The 24,043-nt window shown below is 69.1% G+C and carries 24 protein-coding genes and 1 pseudogene; 11 read left to right on the top strand and 14 right to left on the bottom strand.

The annotated features are described in order from the left end of the window. Positions 1-27 precede the first annotated feature (27 nt). The 3 genes from B0I32_RS30035 to B0I32_RS30025 are packed head-to-tail and all read right to left on the bottom strand — an operon-like array spanning position 28 to position 2,581. Positions 28-1,005 (bottom strand): ABC transporter ATP-binding protein, encoded by a 978-nt coding sequence (locus B0I32_RS30035; RefSeq protein WP_106245507.1) that lies wholly within the window; start codon positions 1,003-1,005, stop codon positions 28-30. Then, on the bottom strand, positions 1,002-1,793 hold the full coding sequence (locus B0I32_RS30030; RefSeq protein WP_181307929.1) for an ABC transporter permease: 792 nt from the start codon (positions 1,791-1,793) through the stop codon (positions 1,002-1,004). Before B0I32_RS30030 ends, B0I32_RS30035 begins: the two co-directional genes overlap by 4 nt. Beyond that, complete coding sequence (locus B0I32_RS30025) at positions 1,790-2,581, bottom strand: ABC transporter permease (RefSeq protein ID WP_245956114.1); 792 nt, start codon at positions 2,579-2,581, stop codon at positions 1,790-1,792. Before B0I32_RS30025 ends, B0I32_RS30030 begins: the two co-directional genes overlap by 4 nt. A 165-nt stretch (positions 2,582-2,746) precedes the next feature. On the opposite strand from B0I32_RS30025, the gene B0I32_RS30020 reads away from it, so the two are divergent. Continuing rightward, positions 2,747-3,700 (top strand): LacI family DNA-binding transcriptional regulator, encoded by a 954-nt coding sequence (locus B0I32_RS30020; RefSeq protein WP_106245504.1) that lies wholly within the window; start codon positions 2,747-2,749, stop codon positions 3,698-3,700. 69 nt (positions 3,701-3,769) lie between these two features. Continuing rightward, positions 3,770-4,537, top strand: a complete 768-nt coding sequence (locus tag B0I32_RS30015) for a GntR family transcriptional regulator (RefSeq protein ID WP_106245502.1) — start codon at positions 3,770-3,772, stop codon at positions 4,535-4,537. A 16-nt stretch (positions 4,538-4,553) separates the two neighbouring features. Here the strand turns inward: B0I32_RS30015 and B0I32_RS30010 are convergent, their stop codons facing one another. Next, positions 4,554-5,396, bottom strand: coding sequence for an alpha/beta hydrolase family protein (locus tag B0I32_RS30010; protein WP_106245500.1), 843 nt, complete (start codon positions 5,394-5,396; stop codon positions 4,554-4,556). A gap of 41 nt (positions 5,397-5,437) precedes the next feature. Next, positions 5,438-6,163, bottom strand: a complete 726-nt coding sequence (locus B0I32_RS59035; protein ID WP_219912069.1) for a hypothetical protein — start codon at positions 6,161-6,163, stop codon at positions 5,438-5,440. Here B0I32_RS59035 and B0I32_RS59030 point away from each other — a divergent pair. From B0I32_RS59030 to B0I32_RS29975, 6 genes are all read left to right on the top strand, one after another. Further along, positions 6,162-6,773, top strand: coding sequence for a M28 family peptidase (locus tag B0I32_RS59030; RefSeq protein WP_219912090.1), 612 nt, complete (start codon positions 6,162-6,164; stop codon positions 6,771-6,773). The two genes, B0I32_RS59035 and B0I32_RS59030, sit on opposite strands and share 2 nt — an antisense overlap. A gap of 31 nt (positions 6,774-6,804) precedes the next feature. Continuing rightward, positions 6,805-7,449 carry a hypothetical protein gene (locus B0I32_RS61460; RefSeq protein ID WP_342751781.1) on the top strand — a complete coding sequence of 215 codons (645 nt, stop codon included), beginning with the start codon at positions 6,805-6,807 and terminating at the stop codon, positions 7,447-7,449. A 15-nt stretch (positions 7,450-7,464) separates the two neighbouring features. Beyond that, positions 7,465-7,941: a (2Fe-2S)-binding protein gene (locus tag B0I32_RS29990; RefSeq protein ID WP_106245498.1), complete on the top strand. Its 477-nt coding sequence runs from the start codon at positions 7,465-7,467 to the stop codon at positions 7,939-7,941. Between the two features lie 168 nt (positions 7,942-8,109). Next, positions 8,110-10,176 carry a right-handed parallel beta-helix repeat-containing protein gene (locus tag B0I32_RS29985; protein ID WP_106245496.1) on the top strand — a complete coding sequence of 689 codons (2,067 nt, stop codon included), beginning with the start codon at positions 8,110-8,112 and terminating at the stop codon, positions 10,174-10,176. Between the two features lie 349 nt (positions 10,177-10,525). After that, positions 10,526-11,254 (top strand): phosphotransferase family protein, encoded by a 729-nt coding sequence (locus B0I32_RS29980; RefSeq protein ID WP_219912068.1) that lies wholly within the window; start codon positions 10,526-10,528, stop codon positions 11,252-11,254. Positions 11,255-11,393: 139 nt separating this feature from the next. After that, positions 11,394-12,290: a helix-turn-helix domain-containing protein gene (locus tag B0I32_RS29975; RefSeq protein WP_106245494.1), complete on the top strand. Its 897-nt coding sequence runs from the start codon at positions 11,394-11,396 to the stop codon at positions 12,288-12,290. Between the two features lie 75 nt (positions 12,291-12,365). Here the strand turns inward: B0I32_RS29975 and B0I32_RS29970 are convergent, their stop codons facing one another. Beyond that, the gene (locus B0I32_RS29970) at positions 12,366-13,193 is read right to left on the bottom strand and encodes an SAM-dependent methyltransferase (protein ID WP_106245492.1); all 828 of its coding nucleotides are present in this window, start codon (positions 13,191-13,193) and stop codon (positions 12,366-12,368) included. 1,557 nt (positions 13,194-14,750) lie between these two features. Between B0I32_RS29970 and B0I32_RS29965 the strand changes: the two are divergent. Beyond that, positions 14,751-15,026, top strand: a pseudogene (locus B0I32_RS29965) (IS66 family transposase); the annotation flags it as partial. An 84-nt stretch (positions 15,027-15,110) separates the two neighbouring features. Here B0I32_RS29965 and B0I32_RS56670 read toward each other — a convergent pair. From B0I32_RS56670 to B0I32_RS29930, 6 genes are all read right to left on the bottom strand, one after another. Next, complete coding sequence (locus B0I32_RS56670; protein ID WP_146178357.1) at positions 15,111-15,656, bottom strand: hypothetical protein; 546 nt, start codon at positions 15,654-15,656, stop codon at positions 15,111-15,113. Between the two features lie 33 nt (positions 15,657-15,689). Next, a complete protein-coding gene (locus tag B0I32_RS56665) occupies positions 15,690-16,160 on the bottom strand; it encodes a hypothetical protein (RefSeq protein ID WP_146178356.1) in 471 nt (156 codons plus the stop codon). A gap of 490 nt (positions 16,161-16,650) precedes the next feature. After that, complete coding sequence (locus tag B0I32_RS29950) at positions 16,651-17,304, bottom strand: hypothetical protein (protein WP_146178355.1); 654 nt, start codon at positions 17,302-17,304, stop codon at positions 16,651-16,653. 361 nt (positions 17,305-17,665) lie between these two features. Continuing rightward, the gene (locus tag B0I32_RS57940) at positions 17,666-17,944 is read right to left on the bottom strand and encodes a hypothetical protein (RefSeq protein ID WP_181307927.1); all 279 of its coding nucleotides are present in this window, start codon (positions 17,942-17,944) and stop codon (positions 17,666-17,668) included. A 443-nt stretch (positions 17,945-18,387) separates the two neighbouring features. Beyond that, positions 18,388-19,506, bottom strand: coding sequence for a hypothetical protein (locus B0I32_RS29935; RefSeq protein WP_106245486.1), 1,119 nt, complete (start codon positions 19,504-19,506; stop codon positions 18,388-18,390). Between the two features lie 350 nt (positions 19,507-19,856). Next, a complete protein-coding gene (locus tag B0I32_RS29930) occupies positions 19,857-20,825 on the bottom strand; it encodes a GlxA family transcriptional regulator (protein WP_106245484.1) in 969 nt (322 codons plus the stop codon). A 72-nt stretch (positions 20,826-20,897) separates the two neighbouring features. Here B0I32_RS29930 and B0I32_RS29925 point away from each other — a divergent pair, with 72 nt between their 5' ends. Together B0I32_RS29925 and B0I32_RS29920 are read left to right on the top strand one after the other, a co-directional pair. Then, positions 20,898-21,668: a DJ-1/PfpI family protein gene (locus B0I32_RS29925; protein WP_106245483.1), complete on the top strand. Its 771-nt coding sequence runs from the start codon at positions 20,898-20,900 to the stop codon at positions 21,666-21,668. 234 nt (positions 21,669-21,902) lie between these two features. Then, positions 21,903-22,649: a phosphotransferase family protein gene (locus B0I32_RS29920; protein ID WP_106245481.1), complete on the top strand. Its 747-nt coding sequence runs from the start codon at positions 21,903-21,905 to the stop codon at positions 22,647-22,649. A 24-nt stretch (positions 22,650-22,673) separates the two neighbouring features. Here B0I32_RS29920 and B0I32_RS29915 read toward each other — a convergent pair whose 3' ends face one another. Together B0I32_RS29915 and B0I32_RS60130 are read right to left on the bottom strand one after the other, a co-directional pair. Further along, positions 22,674-22,853 (bottom strand): hypothetical protein, encoded by a 180-nt coding sequence (locus B0I32_RS29915; protein ID WP_106245479.1) that lies wholly within the window; start codon positions 22,851-22,853, stop codon positions 22,674-22,676. 173 nt (positions 22,854-23,026) lie between these two features. Next, positions 23,027-23,995: a golvesin C-terminal-like domain-containing protein gene (locus B0I32_RS60130; protein ID WP_281262626.1), complete on the bottom strand. Its 969-nt coding sequence runs from the start codon at positions 23,993-23,995 to the stop codon at positions 23,027-23,029. Positions 23,996-24,043 lie beyond the last annotated feature (48 nt).

Raw genomic sequence — 24,043 nt, 5'->3', positions numbered from 1 at the left:
CGTCGGGGCTTGGCGTGGTTGCGTGGTTCAGCGGGGGAGCCGTACCAGGTGATCGTCCGGCGTGACCACCGTGACGCTCGATCCGGGAGCGGGAGCCGTACCGCCGCGGACGTCGGCGAGCAGCCGGACGGTGGCCCCCGACGGATCGACGACGTCCAGCGAGACCAGCAGGTCGACGCCGCGGAAGGCCACGTCGGCCACCGTCGCGGGCAGGCCGGGAGCCTGCTCGGCCAGGCGCAGGTGCTCGGGCCTGATGGTCAGCGGGGTGCCGTCCGCCGCGGTGAGGAAGTTCTCGTAGCCGAGGAACTCCGCCACGAAGCGGTCGGCCGGGCGCGGGAAGACCTGCTGAGGAGCGCCCTGCTGGACGATCCGGCCCTCGTTCATGATGACCATCTCGTCCGACATCTCCAGCGCCTCGTCCTGGTCATGGGTGACGAGGATGACGGTCAGCTCGGTCTCGGCCTGGATGCGCCTGATCTCGGTCCGCATCTGCACCCGCAGGCGGGCGTCGAGGTTGGACAGCGGCTCGTCGAGCAGCAGCAGCCTGGGCCGGATCGCGATGGCCCGGGCCAGCGCCACCCGCTGCTGCTGCCCGCCGGACAGCTTCTTCGGCTTGCGACCGGCCAGGTGCGCGAGCCCGACGAGTTCGAGCGTCTCCATCACCCGCGCCCGTCGCTCGGCGGCGGGCACCTTGCGCAGCTTGAGCCCGTACCCGACGTTGTCGGCCACCGTCATGTGCGGGAACAGCGCGTACGACTGGAAGACCATCCCGAGGTTCCGCTTCTCCGGCGGCGTGCGGGTGCTGTCGATCCCGTCGATGCGGATCGTCCCCGACGTCGGCGCCGAGTAGCCCGCGATCATCCGCAGCGTGGTGGTCTTGCCGCAGCCGCTCGGCCCCAGCAGCGTCGTCAGCTTGCCCGGCGGGACGGCCAGATCGACGGCGTCCACGGCGGTGAAGGAGCCGAACCTCTGGGTGACCCCGATCAACTCGGCGGCGGCGGTCATCGGCTGATCCCTCCGAAGATTTTGGCGAATCCGACCGTGCGCTCGGCGATCACGGCGATGACCACGGTGGCGGCCAGGATGAGGGTGGACGCGGCGGCGACCATCGGGTCGTACGACTGCTGCACGTAGTCGAGCATCGTCACCGGCAGCGTCCGGAAGTCGCGTCCCTGCAGCAGCAGCGACAGCGGCACGTTGTTGAACGACGTGACCACGCTGAGCAGCCCGGCGGAGAAGATCCCCGGCCGCAGGACGGGCAGCGTCACGTTGACGAACGCGCGCAGCGGCGAGGCGCCGAGCCCTCGGGCGGCCTCCTCCAGCGCGGGATCGGCCAGCGCGAGCGATGCGCCGGTGACGCGTACCGCGTAGGGCAGCATCAGCGCGGTGTGCCCGACCAGCAGGGCGGTGAAGTTGTCCAGGTCCAGGCCGACCATGAGCTGCTGGAACAGCGCGAGGCCGACGACCAGCTCGGGCACGATCAGCGGCGACAGGAACAACCCCTCGACCAGCCCCTTGCCGGGGATCCTGCCGCGGTGGATGGCGAGCGTGGCGGGCACGCCGATGAGCAGCGCGAGCGCGGCGGCGAGCACGGCCAGCTGCACGCTGGAGATCGTGGCCTCGACGAACGGCTCGTACGCGAACGCCTCGCCGAACCAGCGCAGCGAGAACCCGTCCGGCGGGAAGCGCAGGGTGCTGCCGGCGGTGAAGGCGGTGGCGACCACGAAGACGATCGGCACGATCATGATGAGGTAACCGACGACCGCCAGCGCCGCCGTGACCGGCCGCTTCACGAGGTGGCCCCCTTCCGCCCGATCAGCGACGACAGCCCGGAGACCAGGAAGACCAGGACCGTCATGATGAGCGCCGTCGCCGAGGCCGAGGCCCAGTCGACCGTGGTGGTCGCGTACGAGAACAGCTGCGTGGACAACATCCGCTGGCTGGACCCGCCGAGCAGGTACGGCGTGGTGTAGGCGGTGACGGAGCCCGCGAAGACGAGGGTGGCGGCCACCACGATGCCCGGCATGGTGAGCGGGATGACGATGCTCCACATCGTGCGGATCCGGCTCCCGCCGAGCCCGCGCGAGGCGTCGTCCAGGCCCGGATCGACCTGGGCGACGGCCGAGTAGCAGGAGATGATGGCCAGCGGCAGGAACAGCTGGGTGAGGCCGAGCACGATGGCGAGCTTGGTGTAGAGCAGCTGCGGCGCCACGTCCACGACGCCGAGCTGCACGAGCAGCCGCCCGAGCGCCCCTTTCGAGCCGAGGATCACGAGCCAGCCGAACGTGCGCACCACGTTGCTCAGCATCAGTGGGAAGATCGCCACTGCCAGCAGCACGCCGCTCCAGCGGGACGGCGAGCGGGCCAGCCAGTAGGCGATGGGGAAGCCGAGGACGACGCAGATGACCGTGACCGCCAGGGCGAGCCCGACCGTGCGCCCGATCACCTCCAGGTCGTACGGATCGGTGAGCATCTCGCCCAGGCGCGTGAAGATCTCGCCGGTCGCCACGTCGGGCGGCGCGAAGAGCATCGCGGCCGAGGGGATGAGGAAGCCCACGACGAGGAGGACGAGACCGGGCACCAGGAGAAGGGCCGATGTGCGTGAGATGTCGGCGTCCTTTCTGCATGGCGTACGGTGGTGCGGAACCGGTTGCGGAACCGGTTCCAGGAGCCTGACCATAGATTATGGGCGGCCTCCCGCACAAACCCCTGTGTGAAATCCAGGTAACGACCCAAGGGAGCATCAGTGCCGACACTCGCGGACGTCGCCGCGCTGGCCGGGGTTTCCAAGGCGACGGCCTCCCGCGCCCTGGGCCGGCCCGACCTGGCCGCCCCCGAGACGGTGGCCCGCGTCCGCGCCGCCGCCGAGCAGCTCGGATTCGTCCCCAACCGGGCGGCCACCCAGCTGGCCCGGGGGAAGACCGGGGTGGTCGCCGTCGTGGTGCCGACGCTCGACAACACCTTCTTCAACCCGATCATCGGCGGCGCCCAGGCCCGCGCGGCCGCCTCGGGCGTGCAGCTGACCATCGCGGTGCACTCCCTGGAGCACCCGGCCCAGCTCGCCGCGGTCGAACATCTCGCCCACCAGGTCGACGGCTTCCTGTTCACCGCGCCCCGGGGATCGGACGAGATCGTCCGCGCCGCCGCGTCGTACAAGCCGACCGTGCTCATCGACCGCGAGATCGACGGCATGACCTCGGCCGTCGCCGACACCGCCACCGCCTTCGGCGCGCTCGTCACCTGGTTCACCGGCAAGGGCCACGAGCGCGTCGTCTACATCGGCGGCCCGGCCGGATCCTGGCAGGACCGCCAGCGCCAGGCCGCCATCCGCGCCGCGGCCGAGCCGAGCGGCGCGACGCTGACCATGCTCGGCCCCTGCCCCTCGACGTTCGCCGCCGGCGTGGAGGCCGCCGGGGCCGTGGTCGCCGCCCGCGCCACCGCCGTCGTCCCCTACGCCACCTCGATCGGCCTCGGCCTCATGTTCGCCCTGCTCAACCGGGGCGTCCGCGACGTCGTGGTCAGCTCGGAACGCATGGTCGTCGAGAGCCTGGGGCTGCACGACGTCCCCTCGATCGACGTGGACGGCGAACGGCTCGGCGAGGTCGCCATGGACCAGCTCATGGACCTCCTCGGCGAACGCAGGGAGCCCGCGCCGGTCAGACGCCGGCTCACCGTCCCGATCGAGTCGGCGCCGGATTGAGCCTGGGTTGACACGTTCCCGGGTGTGGGAGAAAGATGCGGTCGTCCGTACAAATGAGGCGAGGACCGGATGACCGACTGGGAACGCAGGCTGGCGCTCGATCCGTCGGCCGCGGTGCCGCTCTACTACCAGCTGCGCGAGCGCCTGCGCGCGGTCATCCGCGACTGCGAGCCCGACACCATGATTCCCGCCGAGAAGGACCTGATGGTCTTCGCCGGCGTGAGCCGGGCGACGGCCAGGCGGGCGATCGGCGACCTGGTCCAGGAGGGGCTGCTGGTGGCCAGGCAGGGCAGCGGGACCTACACCGCGCCGCTGGCCCTGACGCCGGAGCTGGGCTCGCGGCCGGTCGGGTTCACCGAGACGATGGCCCGGCTCGGCCGCAAGCCGGCGACGCGGGTGATCGAGGCCCGGCTCCAGCCGGCCGGGCCCGACGTCGCGGTCGCCCTCGGGGTGGGGGAGCGCGACGACATCGTCTTCATCGAACGGCTGCGCCTGCTCGACGGCGTGCCGTGCATGGTCGAGAGCGCCCACCTGCCCGTCGAGCCGGTCCCCGGCATCCTCGGCGAGGACCTCACCGGCTCCCTGTACGACCTGCTGCGCACCAGGTACGGGCTGGTCCCGGCGAGCGGGCGGGAGACGATCGGCGCGGTCAACGCCGACTACCGGCTGGCCGAGTTGCTGCGCGTGCCCATGGCCGCGGCCCTGCTGGCCACCGCCCGCAGCACCAGCACGGAGAGCGGGATCGCGGTCGAGTACACGATCCGGCACGCCCGCGGTGATCTGACCGTGTTCTCGGTGGAGCTCAACGACGCCAAGAACGCCCTCATGAGCCACTGACGGCGCGGGTTCCGTTTCACGGGAGGTTCTTCTGCGTCTGGCTCTGCCAGCCGGCGTTGGTATTGATCTCGGGCGACGTGCCCGCGAACGCGCCGCGCGCGTACGCGTCGCCCTGGAGCTGGTACATCAGCCACGCCGTCACGTACCCGAGGAAGCCGCCGCCCGTGCCCTGGATCGTGTTGTGCCCGGCGCCCTTGAGCAGCGCCTTCGCCGCCGCGCCCGGGACCTGCCCGAAGTACGACCGCAACGCCGAGTCGGGCGAGATGATCACGTCGTTCGCCCCGCTGACGAACAGCACCGGGCAGCTCAGCTCGCTCACCGAGAAGCGGTCGCCCGGGCTCACCCAGATCGGGGCGGGCAGGGCGATGGGGACGACGGTGTCGATCAGCCCGCCGGACTTGGTGGCGGTGTTCACCGCGCCGCCCGCCCCCTGCGAGTGGCCGACCGCGCCGACCTTGGTCACGTCGAGCTTGCCGTAGAAGACGCTGGCGGGGTCGGCGTTCCTGGCGATCAGGTACTGCGCCGCGGCGATCATCTCGGACCCGGTGCCCGTCGTGGTGTCGGTGGAGGCGACCACCGCGAACCCCCACGAGGCCAGCAGGCCGAGCAGCCCCGGATACTGCGTGGGCACGGCGCCGGTCCCGTTGCCCCAGGTCACGATGGGGTGCAGGACACCGCCGGCGCCGAGGTCGGCCGGGTAGTGGAGCCGGTAGCCCGGCGCTTCTGCGGTGGCGACAGACCACGGCCCGGCCACCTCGTAGTGCGCCTCGACGGCGTCCGCGACCCGGGCCGCGTCGGCCTGGGCCGGAGTGGTGTGGAGTCCCAGTAAGGCCACGACGACGAGCACGATCAGCTTCATCCGAGCTCCCCAGATTTGTACGGATGACCGGAACTCTCGCTTCACAAACGGGTCCTGTCAATGGTTGGATCGTGACCATGGAGCACGTGCCGTCCGCCGCCGAGATGCTCGGCTGGATCGAGACCGTCGTGGAGCGCGGCATCCGCCGCCCCGGCTACTCGGCGGACGCGTGGACCGAGCGATGGCTGGCCGAGCGGCTCGCGGAGTTCGGCCTGGACGTCGCGCTCGAACCGGTCGAGGTGCCGCGCTGGCGGCCCGGCGCCGGCCTGCTCCGCCTCGACGACGGCACCTCGTTCACCGGCCTGCCGCTGCCGTTCACCGCGCCGGCCGCCGGCCTGCGGGCGCGCGTCGCCACGGCGGCCGACGCCCGGCCCGGTGACATCGTGGTGGACGAGCTGGCCTTCACCGAGCTGCCGCAGTCGTACGTGAAGACGCTCGCGACCTCGGCCTACGACCCCGAGGGCTGCTTCGACACCCTCGTCCAGACGATCCCGTTCGGCCCGCGGATGATGGAGGTCGTCGAGCCCGCCCTGGCGGCGGGGGCCGCGGGGTTCGTCGGCGCGCTGACCGGCCTGCCCTGGGACACCCGTGACTACTACGTCCCGTACGACGCGGTCGAACGCCCGATCCCCGGCCTGTGGCTGTCCGGCACCGACGCCCGCCGCCTCCTGGCCCGGCTCCCGTGCGAGGGAGAGCTGATCGCCGAGTCCGCCGTCGACACGGTGACCACGCACAACGTCGTCGCCACCCTCCCCGCACACGGTCATCGTCGCCTCGCACCACGACGCCCCGTGGGCCTCGGCCGTCGAGGACGCCTCCGGCCTGGCCCTCGTCCTGGCCACCGCCCGTCACTGGGCCCGCGTCCCGAGGGAGGAACGCCCGCACAACCTGACGTTCCTCCTCACCTCCGGCCACATGGCCCACGCGGCCGGCACCCGGGCCTACATCGACCGGCACCGGCCCGAGCTCGCGGACGTGCTGCTCCAGCTGCACCTGGAGCACGCCGCGCTGCGCTGCGAGGCGGTGGACGGCGAGCTGGTGCCGACCACCGACCCGGAGGTCAGATGGTGGTTCACCACGCGGGCTCCCCGGCTGGAACGGCTGGTCGCGGCGACACTGGAGGCGGAGGACCTGCGCCGCTCGTTCGTCCTGCCGCCGGACGCGTTCTCGCCGATGCCGCCCACGGACGGCGCGTTCTTCCATCCCGAGGGCGTGCCGCTGGTGCACTTCCTGTCGGCGCCGATGTACCTGTTCGACTCGGCCGACACGATCGACAAGGTAGACGTGGCGGGCCTGGAGCCACTGGCCCGCGCGGCCGTCCGGATCGTGGCCGGCACAGCCGGCTGGACCCCGTCCGACCTCCGCCTCACCCCGTGACGTCCCGGCTCCCCGGTGGGCGGGGCGCAGCATGGGGATCAGGAACTGCCGGGCGACGGCGGCGAGCTGGGCGTCGTCGTCGAGGTCGATGACGTGGCTGGGCGTGGCCAGGAAAGAGGCGGGCGAGCTGATCGTCGACCGGCTCGCCGCGAAGACAGGGCGGGATCCGTACCGGCTCCGGCGCGACTTCCTGCGCGGCGACCGCTCACGGGCGGTGCCGGCGAAGGTGGCCGAGGCCGGCGCGTGGGGCCGGGCGATGCCGGCCGGCACCGCGCAGGGCATCGCGTTCCACGCCGAGTACAAATCGGTCAGCGCAGCCCTGGTGGAGATCGACTGCCGGCCGGAGACCGTCAACCGCCCCATCCGCGACGGCGTGACCGGGCCGCGCGTCACCAAGGCCGTCTTCGCCGTGGACGTCGGCCTCGCCGTCAACCCGCGCGGCCTGGAGGCGCAGATGATGGGCGGCGTCATGGACGGCACCTCGGAGCAGCCCGGCGGCGCCGGCGAACTGGCCGTGGCCGCCTCGACCGCCGCCGTCGCGTGCGCGTACGGCCGCGCGACGGGAACGATGCCGACCAGCTTCCCGATCAACCACGGAACCCTCTCCTTCACCCCCAAACCCACCGTCCCGCCCATCCCTCCTTCGCCGGCCGACGGCCTGGACCACGCCCGCTGAACCGAGGAGAGCCACGTGCCCGAGTACACCTTCCGCGTCAACGGCGAACAGGTCACCGTGGACGTCCCCGGCGACGTGCGCCTGCTGTGGGTGCTGCGCGACGTCCTCGGCATCACCGGCCCGAAGTACGGCTGCGGCATCAACGTGTGCAAGGCGTGCACCAGCCACCTCAACGGCAAAGCGATCAACCCCTGCGCGATCCCCGTCCAAGACCTTGCGCCGGCGGACGAGGTGACGACCATCGAGGGCCTCGCGGCCACGGCCGGCGCGGACCTGCATCCCATGCAGCGGGCCTGGCTCGACCACGACGTCGCCCAGTGCGGCTACTGCCAGCCCGGCCAGATCATGGCCGCCGTGGCGCTGGTCCGCCGCGCCGCCGCCGAAGGCCGCGAGATCACCGACGCCGACCTCGACGGCCTGCGCAACATCTGCCGCTGCGGCACGTACTTCCGCATCCGCGAGGCCATCAAGGCCGCCGCCGCGCTGGACTGACTACGGCGGGCAGCCGCGCTGGGCTGACCGCGGTCAACCCTGTATCCCGAGGCCGAGGGCGGTCGCCACGGTTCCTGACCGGGCGACTTGACGCTATTCGCCAACCCGTAGGCGATCTTGGCGCTAATCTTCGCTGGCAACAACGTCAGCGGTAGAACGGGAGCATTCATGCGACACTCTGTTGTCGTCGGCGCGTTACTCATGGTGGCCGCCGGCCTGTGGGCCACCCCGGCCGGCGCCGCCCCGACCAGTGCCGCCACCGCTGCGCAGGCGGAGCGCGCGTCCGGCGGCTGGTACACCGAGTTACCGGCCTCCATGAAAGTCTGTGACAACGCCACGTGGAAGGACGGCCCGTCCAGCGCTCCGTCCGGCGCGATCGTGGTCCCGGAGGGCGACAATCTCGGCGTCGACTTCGGCCAGGCCGGCAAGACCTACTGGTTCGCCCCGGGCACGCACACGCTGGGCGACGGCGAATACAGCCAGATAAAGCCCGGCAATGACAGCGTCTTCATCGGAGCTCCGGGCGCCGTCCTCGACGGCAGAAGGCTCAACAAGTACGCCTTCGGCGGCGTCGCCTCCAATGTGCGCATCGCGTACCTGGAAATCCGCAACTTCGGCGGTGAAACCAGGAACCACAACGAAGGCGTCGTCAACCACGACTCGGGCACCGGCTGGGTGATGGAGCACCTCTACGCCCACCACAACGACGGCGCGGCGGTGTTCCTCGGCAGCGCCAACACGATCCGCCACAGTTGCCTGAAGGAGAACGGCCAGTACGGCATCAGCATGTACAAGGCGCCGATCGAGGGCGATTCCGCGATCAAGGACCTCGTCGTGCACAACAACGAGATCGCCGCCAACAACCAGCACGACTGGGAGAGCGAGATCGAGGGGTGCGGCTGCACCGGCGGCGTGAAGTTCTGGGACGTCAACGGCGCCACCGTCACGCAGAACTACGTGCACGACAACCTGAGCGTGGGCCTCTGGGCCGACACGAACAACATCGACTTTCTTTTCGACCGTAACTGGATCGAGCACAACGAGAGCATCGGCCTCTGGTACGAGATCAGCTACAACGCCACCGTCACCCGCAACGTCTTCAAGCGGAACGCCTGGGTGACCGGCAACGAGAACCTGGGCTCACCGGCGCCGGCCATCTACATCTCGGAATCCGGTGGTGACGCCCGGCTCGCTTCGGAAACGAGCGGGAGCGCAGATCTCAACATCAACGACAACTATTTCGAGGACAACTTCTCCGGCATCACGATCTTCGAGAACACCAATCGGTTCTGCAATTCCAACGGCAACACCAGCACGGGCTACTGCACGCCGTTCGTCGATCCGACGGTGATTCCGGAGCCGCACGACGGGGACTATCTCGACCCGATCAACGCGACCCACCCCTGCTACACCTCCATCGCGAACGAGCCGTTCCGCAGCGACTGCCGCTGGCATTCGCGCAACGTCAAGGTGTTCGGCAACGAATTCCGCTTCGACCAGGCGAACGTGCCCTGCGCCGGAACCTACTGCGGCGTTCAGGCCCTGTACGCGCAGGGGGCCGACAATCTGCCCTGGATGCCGTACACGGTCGCGGAGATCCAGCAGAGCGTCATGCACACCAGCGGCAACAGCTTCCACGACAACACCTATGTGGGTAACTGGAAGTTCGCCAAGGGCTGGGGCGAGACCGTCTCATGGAACGCCTGGCGCTCGGCCCCGTTCAACCAGGAGGCCGGCAGCACCCTCAACGGCGTGACCGACCCGCCTCCCGTGCCCAACGCCCTCGACGAGGACACCGCGACGCTCGAAGGCTCGCTCGGCCAGTGGGACGCCTGGTACGGCAGCGCCGTGCAGCGAGCCGCCGAAGCGGCCCACGGCGGCGCCTACGGCCTGCGGATCGACGTCACCGAGGGCGGGGGATGGGGCGTGCAGCTCGGCAACTGGCCCGGCTTCGACGCCGCCCCCGGCGGCAAGCGGGTCAGCGTGTGGGCCCGGCAGGGCACTCCCGGCATTTCCACCGCGACGCTGCGGCTGCGGTGGTACGACGCCGGCCAGCAGGCGTTGCGGAGCGACGAGATCACGCTCGGCGGGCTGAGCGCGAGCTGGCAGGAGTTCACCGCCCAGCTCACCGCACCCACGGGCACCGCCACGGTCGCCCTGGAGCTGACCGGCGGCACCGGCGGCACCGGCGCCTCGCTCCACCTCGACGACATCGTGGTGGCCGACCAGCGCTGACGGCCCCCGACACCGCCGCGCGGGCCCGCATCTCGACGCGCGGGCCCGTCCGGCGGCCTTGACAGACGCCCCCGTAAGGATCACAGTCGTCCAGTGCGGGAAGGGTAGAAGACGCGGTCCAGGCCCCACTGAACAGCTGCGCGCCTGGCTGGCGGAACAGCTGGACAGCCGGACGACGATCAGCGCCGTCCGCTCCCTCCACGGCGGCGAAAGCCCGTGGTGGATCGCCCTGACGACGCCAGGCGACAGGACATGGTCAGAGGGTCGCCGGACAGGGACGACCTGCTCAGAGGGCCACCGAGTCGGCGCGACCAGCTCGACGTTCCTCCAACCTCGCATCACCAGCTCGGTGATCCTCCGATCCCCGAGCAGTCGCATCTCGTCGGACCAGATCGCCACGAACGTAGCCGCACTCGCCGTCGCCGAGAAGCACGGCCTGTCGGCTCCCCGCCTGCTCGCCGCCGACCTCGACGGCCGTGCCGCCGGCACACCGGCGAGCCTGGAGACCGTCGTGCCCGGAACGAGCACCTGGCCCGAAGCACCCTCCACCGAACTCCTTCTGGCGGCGGGCGCCGCACTCGCCCGGGTCCACGCCGTCACCCTCGACCCGACGCCGGACCTCCCGTTCCGGCCCCGCCCCATCGCGGTCGACGATTTCGCCCGGGACCGCCGGGAGGGCCGGATGCCGACCACCGCCCTGCTCGACCTGGCCGACACCCGGGTCCGGGCGATCAAGCGTCCCGGCACGCCGGTCGGTTTCGTGCACGGCGACGTGTGGCCGGGCAACACGGTGGTCGCCGGCGGCGGGATCCGCGGCCTGATCGACTGGAAGACCGCCGGCGTCGGCAACCCGGGTGTGGACCTCGGTGAACTGCGCAAGCAGTTCGCGATCCGCTACGACGACGACGCTCCCGGCCACGTACTGGAGGGCTGGGAACGCGCCTCCGGCAGTCGCGCCGACGACATCGCCTACTGGGACGCCGTAGCCGCGCTCAACACCCCGACCGAGATGTACAGCCCCCACGCCACTCTCCGCCGCGACCACTTCCTCGGGGCCGCCATCGCGCGGTTGCGCTGACGCCGCGCTGTCCGCCCGCCGCACCACACCCGGCGTCACAGGCTCGACTTGGACCGAAGAGATCGACAGACGATTTTCTCGTGGCAGGATGGGTTTCAGGGATGAATCGCGGTGGGGTACGTCCGATCGAGGAGACTGCATGCCGACGACTGACGACGATCTCAGTGACGTCACCCGTGAGGCACCCGCGTGGTCGGGGTCCACGGCCGTCCGCCTCCTGATCGGCGTACAGCTCCGTAAGCATCGCGAAGCCTGCGGCATGGACCGCGAGCAGGCCGGATACACGATCCGGGCCTCGCCGTCGAAGCTCAGCCGGATGGAGGCCGGCCGCACCGGCTTCAAGGTCAGGGACGTGGCCGATCTGCTCACCCTGTACGGCGTCAGCGACGAGGCCGAGCGAGGGACCCTGCTCGCCATGGTGGAGCAGGCCAACGCCCCCAGGTGGTGGCAGGAATACCGGGACGTGATCCCCGACTGGTTCGAGTCGTACCTCGGGCTGGAGCAGGACACCAGCCTGATCCGCACCTACGCGGTCCAGGTGGTGCCCGCCCTGCTGCAGACCGAGGACTACGCCCGCGCGGTGATCAGCCGGAGCTCGCCCAGGCCCTCTCCCCTGCAGGTCGAGCGGCGGCTCGCGCTGCGGGCGCGCCGTCAGCGCCTGCTCGGCGAGCCGGACGCGCACCGGCTGTGGGTGATCATGGACGAGGCCGTACTGCACCGCCGCGTGGCCGAGCCCGACGTGATGGACGCCCAGTGGGAGCACCTGGCCCGGATGGCCGAGCAGCCGCATGTGAGCGTACAGGTGCTGCCGTTCACCTCCGGCGGCATCGTCGGCGGCATCGGCCCCGTCACGATCCTGCGCTTCCCGCAGCAGGAGCTGCCCGACGTCGTCTGCATGGAACACCTGACCACGGCCCAATACCTCACCAAGAGCACGGACGTGCTGCCCTACCACGCCCTGATGGACCAGCTCAGCGTGGCCGCGCTACCGGCCTCGGCGACGGCCGCGCTGGCCCGCGACCTCATCGGCGGCTGAACAACCTCCGGATCAGCTCGTGCACGCGACGCCTCAGCTCGTGCCTGAGACGCCTCAGCTCGTGCGCGCGACGCCTCAGCTCTTGCGCGCCATGCCGCCGAAGGCGTCCACCTCGTCCGGCACGCCGTCGATCGCCTCGCCCTCGTACCGCCAGCGCGACACCGACACGACACCCGGTTCGAGCAGTTCCAGACCGTCGAAGAAGCGGGCGATCCGCTCCGGCGTGCGCAGTTCGTACGAGTAGACCTGCCCCTCGTCGCGCAACTGCTCGGCCTGGGCGGCCGCCTGCGGCTTGACCACGTTGGTGCCGTCCTCGACGACCAGGAAACTGCCGGCCGGCATGGCATGCAGGTAACGGCCGATGAGCGCGCAGGCCTCGTCGTCGTCCCGCACGGTGCCCATGACGCCGAGCATCAGCAGCGCGATCGGCTCGCTGAAGTCCAGCGTGCGGGCCGCCCGGCCGAGGATGTCGTCGGGATCGCGTACGTCGGCGTCCAGGTAGTCGCAGGCCCCGTCCGGATGGCTGGTCAGCAGCGCGCGGGCGTGCACCAGCACGACCGGGTCGTTGTCGACGTAGACGATCCGGCTGGCCGGATCCACCCGCTGCGCCACCTCGTGCGTGTTGTCCACGGTGGGCAGACCGGTCCCGATGTCCAGAAACTGGCGGATCCCCTCCCGCTCGGCCAGATGACGAACGGCCCGCCGCAGGAACGCCCGCGTGTGCAGGGCGATCTCCTGCATCCCGGGATAGGTCTGCTCCAGCATGTCGGCGAGCTCTTTGTCGACCGGGTAGTAGTCCTTGCCGCCCAGCCAGTAGTTCCACGCCCTGGCCTGACTGGGCCGGGTGGTGTCGATCCGATCGAAGGCATCGGAGGGGGAGGGATCGCCCACAAGCTGCTCCATTCCTAGCTTTGTCACGATTTACCGCAAAATAAGCCCGTTCTATCAAGTCGGCCCACAGACCCAGCCGTTACATGATCTTCCCGCACAAAAGGCACCAGATCCACCCAACCAAAGCCGCCCGGCCCACCAGGCACACCAGACCTTGTGACCGCAGCCGCATCGCCCTGCACGATCAGATCGGAGCAGCCGGCAGGTGGCATCCCGCTGCCCCAGGTCGAACACATCCCCTCGACCAGGCCTCGTAGCAGTCGTGAACTTGAAGGTGCCCCCGGCCGGAGGTAGGTCTTGCCCTCCCACACGTGATCCCGGCTCGGTCGCTGTACGGAGGGTTCGCCCGCCCGCGCTCGCAGCCGTATGCATGCGCCGATGGTGCGGCGTCCGTCGAAAACCACCGCGTTACTTCGCCTCACGCGAAGATTTGAGCCCGGGCCTCGATGAGCTCCTCATCGGCGAATTCGCCCTGCTCCTCTTGGCGGTCCGGTCCGACCTGGCTCCAGTGATTTCGAGCAGCGACCTCACGGAGACCTCTTCAAGGAAAGGGGGGCCAGAAAGTGAGGGCTCTGCTTGGGCCAGTTCATGGTTGTGCCCAGGATGCTGGATCCGCCGCCCCGGGGAGAGTTTTCGACACTGCGGATAAGTCCTGATCAGCGCTTTTGCTCGGCCGGTAGCGCGCTGGCCGCTGGCGATCACGACCCACGGATTATATCGCTCTATTGATACTGATCTCTACAGATCTATAATCACCGGGTGAAGGGGTGATCCCAAGTCGAAACATTTGTCTGATTGTTGCAGGTGCACTCTGCTGCGTGGTGCCGCGTATCGCGCAAGTGCCGCTGTCCATCGCCAGCGCGAGCCCACGTTTTTCATCGGCGGCGCATCGTAGATTATGTCCCTTCGGGGACACGTCGATTGCACGAACGATGAACGGGACTGGCGTGAAGGCGAACGAAACCACCCTTCGTAAGCTCATTCAGGCGGACCAGCAATTTCTGGTCCCCCTCACCAGCGTCAATGCACCTGGGAACGTCCACAGCTCACCCAACGGTGGTCCGATATCACCGCCCAGGTCGACGTGCTGGCCGAGCAGAGGCACGACGCACCCAGCCACGTCTTGGGATCGGTGGTTCTCGCTCCTGGGCCAGAACCGGCACCGAGCCGGTAGCAATGGATCATCGTGGATGGACAACAGCGTCTCACCGCCCTGATGCTCGCGCTGTGTGCGATTCGGGACCATCTCATGGCCGAGGATCCCGCAGCTCTGAAACGGTCAACGAGCTGCACCTGATCAACAAGTTCCAGCAGGGAGAGCTGCGCTACAGGCTTCTGCCCACCCAAGCGGACCGGACGGCCTTCAAGGCGTGTGCGGACAGCACGTCAGCCGCTGCCGCGTGGCTGTTGGGCGACGGTTATCGGTGGGTGGCCGCCTGGCGGGACGAAGGACACGATCGCCTGCCGGCTTCTAAGCTCGATGATCTGTCCCGGCGCTTTGATGCCCTGGTGGAACGGGCCCTGGCAGCACATCCCCCACGCGGCTCGTGAAAGCATGGCCCGGCCCGGAACCTGGCGCTGCGGCTGCGGGATCGAAAAGACGAGGTGCTGCGGTCCGCCACGGACGTCGCCGTCGCGTTCTCCAACAATCGCGCCGAGCAAGACACCCGCGTGATCAAGACGAAGACCGAGGTCAGCGGCGGCTTCCGCACGCTCAAAGGCGCCCAGGCCTTCCTGGTCATCCGCGGCAATATCTCCGCCGTCCGCAAGAACGGCCTGTGTGCCTCCCAGTCCCTCTACGACGCGCTGCTCGGCAGCCCCTGGACACCCGCACTCACGAACTGACGTGAATAGTCACCGATTCGTCGCACGAGTCGACCGGATGATGGAGGGGCCAAGAGGACGTCAGGCCGACGCATGCAGGAACTCCTATTCGATGGCGGACGTGGTCAGAGGCATGACGTACAGGGTTTCCTCCTCCGCGCGCACATGCACCGCGGCGCTCTCTTCCCCGACAACGCCCGCCAGGCAGACACCGAGCGGCGATATTTCCTGATCCACTGAGGTCGAATCGGCAGTGCAGGTGACCGAGGTGATCGCACCGCCGACCCACACCTCAAGAAATCGCACAATGGTCGCCGCTCCATCTCGGAACTCCGACTCGGAGACGAGGGTCTCCGTGCTGCCCAAAAGGACGGCTGCGGCTGGATCTAGCAGTCCTGAGAAAAAGTCGGGATATCCGTTCCCTCCCGAATCCAGCTCCAAGTCTCGCCACTTGCCCGCAGCGTCACGCACGGCAAGAGACAGTTCGGCGGCCAGCATTCCGTCTCGCCGGTGTCTGACGAAAAGCACTGCTCCAAGGCCGTCAGCGGAAAGCCAACGGGCGACGGCATCGGCTTGTCCAGGGCCGGGAAGGCGTTGCGTCAGAGGCTTCGTGCCATCAAGAACGTGCGAGATCGTCTCTGCCCTGGACATCGCCATGGTGATCCGATCCGGCTCCGGTCGTGGTCAGCGGGCCCAGCATGAGAACCATGCGGCGGCTACGTAACCATTGTAGCCCGCTACGAGCAGCTGTCCCTCATTTCTCACCTGTGAGCCCGGCTCGACCTTGATGTTGTAGTGAACTTCCCATTGTTTCTTGAGTGGTGTCGCCCACGACAGCTTCCGCTGGATCCAGCGATACCGGGTTTCGTTGTACTGCTTGCCCCACGTGCGCTGTAGGACGCCCTTGGCTCCGGCTCTGTTGAGCAGACCGTCTCCTTCGAGCGGGACCTGGGTCTCGACGTAGTAGGCGATCCATCGTTTACCGTTGGTGATGCCCCCACCTCGCCGTTGCATGATGATCTTGATTTTCCCTGGCACTCCATGCGTGTATTTGCGGCCGCAGTTCGGTACGGCGTTCTGCGATCCGGTACCGGAGGCGGCGGTGGGCGAGACCAGCGCGACGACGAGCGTGAGTAGTAAGGATCGGATGGCCATGACTGCTCTCCCGGACGTTGATTGCCCGGAAGTACGCGGCCGCCGTCCAGCGTGGTTCGCTGTTCGGCCGGGTCATAACGAGAGGGTTGGAGATTGCTCTTCGGCCGTGCCGGCCATGCTGGTAAAAGGGCAGCGGATAGACCGCCGGTCAGGCCACCGGACGGCTGTGCTCCCAGGCAGAAGAGCATTTGGCCGAGATCAAGCCACACCTCGGAGTCGGTACGTGGTTGAGGACGGCACCTGGCCATCGGCCGCTCTTGACCTTGAAGAGAATGACATCATCGATGGCCCGAATCCGCTCATGCGGGGTGTCCGAGGCAGCGAATTGCTCGCTCACCTTCTGTAGCAGAGGGTGGTCGATCCGGTCGAGTGTCGTCTGGGGTGATGGGACGGGTAGGAATAGGTCGTCGCGTAGGCATCTGAGCGTGGGGCGCTCAGGGTGGGCCTCAGTTGATGTAGGTCGCATCACCTCGACGGTCGTAGTCGAAACTCAGCAAGGCCTACTCGGAACGTCGCCGAAATATGCCGCTCCGAAGATTCTCCGACGAGCCTGGATCAGTGCCTCGTCGGTGAAAGGTCCGTGCTGTTCCCGGCGCAGCAGGTCGGCGCACAGAAGGGAGTGCCGCAGCAGGAACTCTCGGTAGATCGGGTTGGCGATCTCCGGTGCTCCGGTTCCCCGGATGAGGCCCAGATCGCGAACGTAGGAGACGTCGTCGAAGGAAGCGTCCGTGCCCGGCGGCGTTCCCTCCATAATCGCCCGAACTGCCCGTTCTACTCGGGGCTCGTACAGCCGCGTCATGAGGGCGTCCAGGTGGACGGGGCGCGCCCGGATCAGCCGTTCCTTAGCGTCCTCCACCGGCTCAGTGGTGATGGTGCCGGTCACCTTCATCTTGCAGGTGATCGCATGAGCGAGGGCGTTGACCAGCCAGGGTTGTCCCTGGGTCAGCTCGAGGACCCGGTCCACGGCGTCCTTGGTGAACTCCTGACCGATTGCCTGGGTGTGCTGGTCGTACAGCTCGGCGATCTGGTCGGTGGTGAGGTCGCTCAGACGCGGTGAGTCAGCGAGGATGTTGAACGAGCCGGCCGGGTTGAGCCGTGCCGGGTCGCTGCTGGAGGCGACTTTGTAGTCGCGCAGGTCGCGCAATCCGCACAGCACCGCCGAGGCGGGGAACGGAAGCCCCTTGTGCCGCTCGTTCTAGCCGTGGCGGAGCTGGCTGAGGATGCTGATCAGGCTGGTGCCCTGCAGAGTGTCGAAGTCGTCGAGAAAGAGCGCGTTTCTCGGACGTCGACGACTTGTTCATGAAGTCAGGCGTTCCTCGCGGACGAACCAGGCGCTCTTGCAGTCCGGCGTCGGATCGATACCCCACCGCTCGGAGCAGGCCGCGACGATAGCCAGCCCGCGTCCGTGCTCCTCGTCCGGCCGGCAGGTAGCGGAGTCGACCAGACGGGGCTGTGGTCGGCCACCTCTCCCCGGACGCTTGGGGCCTGCAGGTGCAGGGAGAGGGTCACCGCGCACTTCGCGTGCCGATCGCGCCGGTCACGACCTCCGACACGACCACGGTAAGGTCGTCGGCCAGAGCGGACAGGCCCCACACGGCGAGGGCCTCGCGCACGAGCCGACACGCTACGGCCGCCGCTTCAGGTACGGCGGGCAGGTTCCAGCTTGCCTCCTTGCCGTCTCGTGCGGGGGACGAGCGAGCATCGGCGGGATTTTCACGGAGAGTCGTCGAGATGTCCGCAAACAGATGGCGCGCGCCACGATCGCGAAAGTGAGGCTCGTTCATCGCGCCACCCCTCCAGCAGAGCTGTCCAGAGCTTGATCGCCGCTGCCCTTCGCAGCCAGGAGCCCTCGCTGACGTGGGTGCTGGCGGACGAGCGTACGGTGCGGCGGATGAAGGCCAGGCCCGCCGCCTCGCACAGCTCGTATGACGTGGGGACGCAGCCACAGGTGTGACTCCGGACCCTGGTGGACACGGCCCTGTCTGTGGAGGCAGCCTCATCGGCCCTGCTGAGGACCGCTGTGGCATAGAACCGTCTCCACGCTTTCAGGGGATCAACAGGCGGCATTGTCGCCGTTGGCTACCACGGCGAGGCACGTCTGCGGCTGGAGCGGGTGGACGGCGGCGAGGGCTACGGGGTCCTGGTGTGCGGTCAGCGCCTCGGCCGGTCTGCCACGAGGGCGGACTTGGCCGAAGTGTGAGTCGGCGCGTGGATGGCCTCGTCTGTGTTAGAGGAGGCGTTCGGGTCTGGTGCCCGCTTCTTGGCGGATGGTGGTGAGGAAGGTTTGGCGGAGTTGTTGGTGCGGTGTTCGAGGGGTATCGAGGGTGGAGTTGGTGTGGTGGTGGTAGTAGAGGTTCCAGCAGGTGTGGATGCCGTGGAGGAGGGTGTCGAGGAGGTCGGGGGCGGGGCGGGTGGGGTCGAGGGAGGTGAGGGGGAGGTAGATGGTGTCCGGAGTGATGTCGATTTCTGGGTGGTCGGCGTGAGCTCTGGTGATGATTTCGTGGGCGGCAGTGAGGCGTTGCTCGATTTCGTGGATGCCATGGAGGTGGCCGTCGGCGACATGGAGGGCGTTGCGGATGAGGGGCATGACCACGTGGCGGGCTCGCATGCCGGCGTCCATGGCTGTGGTGATGTCGGTGAGGCTTTCGAGGGTGAGAGGTTTTTCGTGTTGTTCGGCGCTGGCGACGATGTGGACGGGGTGGATGCCGGTGCGCTGGGCGGTGATGGTGACGGCGGCGTAGTACCAGTGGGCGGCGGCGATGGCGGCTGCTGTGGGGTCCACTTGGGTGAAGAGATCGTGGCTGCCGAATGGGCTGTCATGGAGGAGACGGTCGGCTTGGGAGATTTGCAGGGGTGAGGCGTCTTCACGGCTGAGGGCCGTGGCTTGCTGGGCGCGTTCGGACAGGTCGCCGCGTTCGGCCTGTTCGATGGCGGCCAGTTCGGCGGCGACGTCGGTGGTGATGTGGGTGGTGAGCTGGGAGCTGTCGAGCGTGCGCAGGGTGCGGGCGACGGCGTGGGCAGTCTGTTCGACCTTGGTGCTGATGGGATTGTCGGTGGGCTGTGTGGAGGCGATGAGGGCAGGGAGAATCCTGTCGAAGGCGTCGCGTTCTTGCTGGCGGTGCCAGCCGAGACTGTTGGGGCCATGCCGGTCTGCGGCGCTCGGGGGGTGGGTGTAGGAACGCCAGCAGATGTGGGACAGGCGGGTCAGTTCGCCGGCGAGCCGGCGGGTGTTGCGGTGCACCTGGTCGTGGGTGAGTCTGGCCACGACGGTGGCGGTGTCGCCGATGCCGCTGCTCCACTGGGCGAGGAGCGTGTTGTGGGCGCGGTCGATGGCATACCGAGTCACGGAGACCTCTTCAAGGAAAGGGGGTACCAGAGAATGAGAGCTCAGCTCAGGCCAGGATCTGGTTATGCTCAGGATGCTAGATGCGTGGTTCTGGTGGAGCCTTTTTCACGGTGTTGAGGGTGTCTGATCAGCAGGTTTGCTCAAAGACGCGGCATATTTCCTTCGGGTTCATGTTCTTAGATTCAGCTGGCGATACGGTATGCGTACTCGGTGATTCGGCTTTTCTCCGCCTTTGTGATGATTAAGGCCGTATCTCATGTCGTGAATGGCCGGTATTGGCGAACTCGCAGACATGGGTAAAGCCGCACGCTTCTTGCCGCCGCGGTCTCGAACGGTGATGGTGCAGGGGGTCAGCGAGCTGGGTGGCCCTGCTGGCGGTGGGCGGTGCGGTAGGCGCTGGGGCTGACGCCGAGGCGGTTCGTGAAGTGGCGGCGCAGGGTTACCGGGGAGCCGAAGCCGGTCAGGTGGGCGACGCGGTCGATCGGGGTGTCTGAGGTTTCCAGGATCTCCCGGGCGCGGTCCAGGCGCGCCGCCAGCAGCCACTGCAGCGGGGTCGTGCCGGTCTGGGCGCGGAACTGGCGGTTGAGGGTGCGCACGCTCACCCGGGCCTGGCCGGCCAGGTCGGCCAGGGTCAGCGGGTGGTGCAGGTGGTGCTGCATCCACTGGAGCAGCGGCTGGAGCGCGGCGCCGTCGGGCTCGGGAGCGGGGTGGTGGATGAACTGGGCCTGGCCGCCCTGCCGGTGGGGTGCCATGACGACGGCGCGGGCGGCCTCGGCCGCGACGGCGGCGCCGTGGTCGGCGCGGATCATGTGCAGGCACAGGTCGAGGCCCGCCGCGACGCCCGCCGATGTCAGCACCTGGCCGCTGTCGACGTACAGCACGGACGGGTCGACCGTCGCAAGGGGGAAAGCCCGCGCGAGCTGGTCCGCGAAGCTCCAGTGGGTGGTGACCCGGCGGCCGTCCAGCAGGCCGGCGGCGCCGAGGACGAACGCGCCCGTGCAGATGGAGGCGATGCGGATGCCCCGGGCGGCCGCGGCCCGCAGCAGGTCCAGCACCGGCGGCGGTGGCGGCTGGGTGGGCGGGGAGAGGCCGGGGATCACGATGCTGTCGGCATCGAGGGCGCTTTCGAGGGGGAAGTCGCTGCTGATCCGGAAACAGGGTGCCTGTACGACGTGGGCGCTGACCTCCTGCGGCCCGCACACCTTGATCTCGTACCGGGGTTCTCCGCCCGGTCTGGCCGCGGAGAAGACCTGACACGGCACCACCAGATCGAAGGCCACCACTCCGTCGAAGGCGAGGACGGCCACGGTGTGCGGCATGACCAGAATGTAGCGGAGATCGGCACGGCTGCCGCTGGTTCGAGGCGTCGCATGGGGCCGACACTTCCGATCATGAAACGCAGACACCTCATACAGGCGACCGCCGCGGCGGCGGCCGGAGCCATCGCCCTGTCCGACGACGCGGCCGGCGCCATCGCATCGTCCGACGACGCGTCCGCGCAGGCGGCCGGGCGGACGGCGCTCGGCGGAAGGCGACGGGTGCACGTCGTGCTCTTCGACGGCGTCGAGGAGCTGGACTTCGCGGCGCCGCTGCAGGTCCTGGGCATCGCCGGGCGATTCGGCGCGCCGATCGAGATCACTCTGGTCGCCGTGGACGGGCCGCGCACCATACGGGCCAGCCACGGCACTGAGATCAAGGTGGACGGCGCCTGGGCCCCCGGCACGGCCGACATGATCCTGGTGCCCGGCGGCGGGACCGGGAGGGACGCCGACAAGCCGGGCGTCGCGGCGGAGATCCGGCGCGGAACGATCCCCGCCGCGTTGCGAGCCGTCCGCCGGCCGGGACTGGTCATGGCGTCGGTGTGCACCGGCGCGCTGCTGCTCGGCGCCGCCGGGCTGGTCCGTGGCCGCCCGTGCACCACGCACCACGGCGCCAAGGATCTACTCGCCGAGCAGGGCGGGAAGGTCATCAACGGCCCAGGCGCCGGCTCGCCGGGCCCGCGGGTGGTCGACGACGGCGACCTGCTCACCTCGGCCGGCATCACCAGCGGGCTGGAGCTGGCCCTGTGGTTCGTCGAGCGCACCTATGGGTCCGAGATGTCGATGAACGTGGAGATGGTCCTGGAGTACGAACGCCGCGGCCTGGTCTACCGAAGCCGTTGAGCCGTTGAGCCGTGGACCGCGGAGCCGCGGGGCCGCGAGGCAGTGGGTCCGTGGGGCAGCGGGTCCGTGGTGGCCGGTGATCAGCGGTAGCGGCTCTTGTCGGTCGGTAGGCGGCTTTCTCGTGGTTATGGCGCGACGCACGGGATTCCATCGGGTCCGGGGCTTTGTGGGTGTGTGCGGCCTGCCGATAAACCCGGTGACGTCGGCGATCGTCCGCGGTAATACTGGTCGGCCATGGATGAGGTCGAGGTGGTCGTGGCTCACTCCGAGCGCGCGACCCTGCGTGTCGGTGACGTGTTCCTGAAGGTGGACGCCGATCGGGCGCGCATCGAGGCCGAGGTCGAGGCGATGGCTTCGGCGCCGGTCCCGACCCCCGAGGTTCTGTGGCACAAGCCGCCCGCGCTGGCGATCGCCGCGGTCCCGGGGACGGCGCTCGGCCGCCTCGGTGAGCCGGTGACCGCGTCCCCGGCGGCGTGGGCCGCGGCGGGCGCCGCCGTACGGAAGCTGCACGACGCGCCGTTGCCGCCCCGGCTCGGCCGGGCCGGTCGGAGCGTCGAGGAGTTGAGGGCGGAGCTCGACGGCGAATGCGAGTGGCTCGTGACGAACGGCGTCCTGCCCGCCGAACTGGTCACCCGCAACCGCGAGGTCGCCGAGGCCGCGCTGCGGCCGTGGGTTCCGGTGTTCACGCACGGCGATCTGCAGATCGCGCACGTGTTCCTCGACGGCGACGAGGTCACGGGCATCATCGACTGGTCCGAGGCGGGGCAGGGGGACGGCCTGTTCGACCTCGCCATCCTGACGCTCGGGCATGAGCGGTATCTCGGCGACCTCGTGGCCGGCTATGGCGGTGACGTCGATCTCGACGTGATCCGCGGGTGGTGGTCGATGCGGAGTCTGCTGGCGATTCACTGGCTGGTCGAGCATGGTTTCGACCCGTTCGCTCCGGGTTGTGAGGTGGACGTGTTGAGGGCCCGGATGTGAGGTCCACGTGTCGGGTTGGGCTGGTCAGCGAGGCGTGTCGCCCGCGGTTCGATCGCTCCCGTACGGCTCCCGTACGGCATGACGGGTCGAAGGCGACGTGCCCAGCGCGGCGAGGCGTTTCTGCAGGTCGATGTGCCGGAACTGGTGGACGGCCTCGCTCTGCCGCAGAAGCCCGAGCCTGTGGGCGTCCTGCAGGAACGCCATCAGCCGGATCGGCGTCCTGCGGCGGGACGGACAGACAGGTCAGGGTGATGAGATAAACGACGCTGGAGCTCGCCAGACCACCAGCGAGCCCGCCGGCGAGCGCGACGACGAGCCCGCCCATGAGACCGACGACGAGTCCGCCCGCCGGCGGGTGAAGAGGGAGGCGGTGAGGCTCAGCCGAGCGGGATGACCGGCTCGGCGTCGGCCGACCGGTTGGTGTAGGAGCAGCCCGTCGTCGGCAGGCTGCTCGCCGCCGGCGGGGTGACACCGTCGTAGAGGGCCAGCAGGAAGTTCTGCGGGCACCGGCGGGTGCTGCCGGTACGGATGCCGAAGTGCAGATGCGGGCCGGTCGAGTTGCCGGTGTTACCGGTCAGCCCGATCTGCTGCCCCGTGCCGACCGACGCGCCGTTGGAGACCGACCACGACGAGAAGTGGCAGTAGGTGTAGATGGCGCCGTCGTTCCCGGTCAGGTTGATGCCGCGCCCGCACAGGCTGTCGTCGATGATCGTCACCGTGCCGGGGCGCACCGCGTACGCCGGGGTGCCGGTGCCGACCGGGAGGTCGATCGCCGGGTAGTCGTGGTGCGGGTCGTCGTACTCGCTGCGCGGCAGCGCGGTGCGCGCGAGGGGCAGCGAGAAGGCGGGCGACCCGGTGGAGGACGTGATCCGGACGGCGTCGGCGACGACGTAACCCGGCTGGCTGGTCCAGCGGCTGACGCCGACCACGTCGTAGTCGCCGGCGGCCAGGGTGAACGTGCCCAGGCTGACCCAGCGGCCCCCGTTGGCGCGCTGGTCGACGACCACGCTGCGGGTGCCGTCGGCGGTCGCCACCAGGAACGGGGTGGCGCTGTTGTAGCCGGGGTCGGCCGGGTACCAGACCTCGACCAGGTGCGCTCCGGCCGCCGCGATCGCGGCCTTGAACCAGGCGGCGTCGCTCGTGGTGGTGTCCGGCGCCGCGAAGCGGTAGTCGGCCTCGTACCGCTGCCCGGACCAGGCCGAGGTGCCCCAGCCGGAGCCGGCGGTGAACCGGCCGGCGGTGGCGTTGTCGACCGTGGTGGTCGCGGCGGTCGCGGGCGCCGCCGGGCCGAGCAGAACCAGACCGGCCGCCACGACGGCGGCCGATAAGCGAGTGATGACGTTCACGAGCTGATCCCTCCTGGGGATTGAGGGGAAGCACGGGCGAAGGCATCT

Origin of the sequence: Nonomuraea fuscirosea, from assembly GCF_003001935.1 — a bacterium.
Taxonomy (GTDB): Bacteria; Actinomycetota; Actinomycetes; order Streptosporangiales; family Streptosporangiaceae; genus Nonomuraea; species Nonomuraea fuscirosea.
The sequence above is the reverse complement of the archived record's forward strand: the minus strand, read 5'-3'. Positions and strand labels throughout refer to the sequence as shown.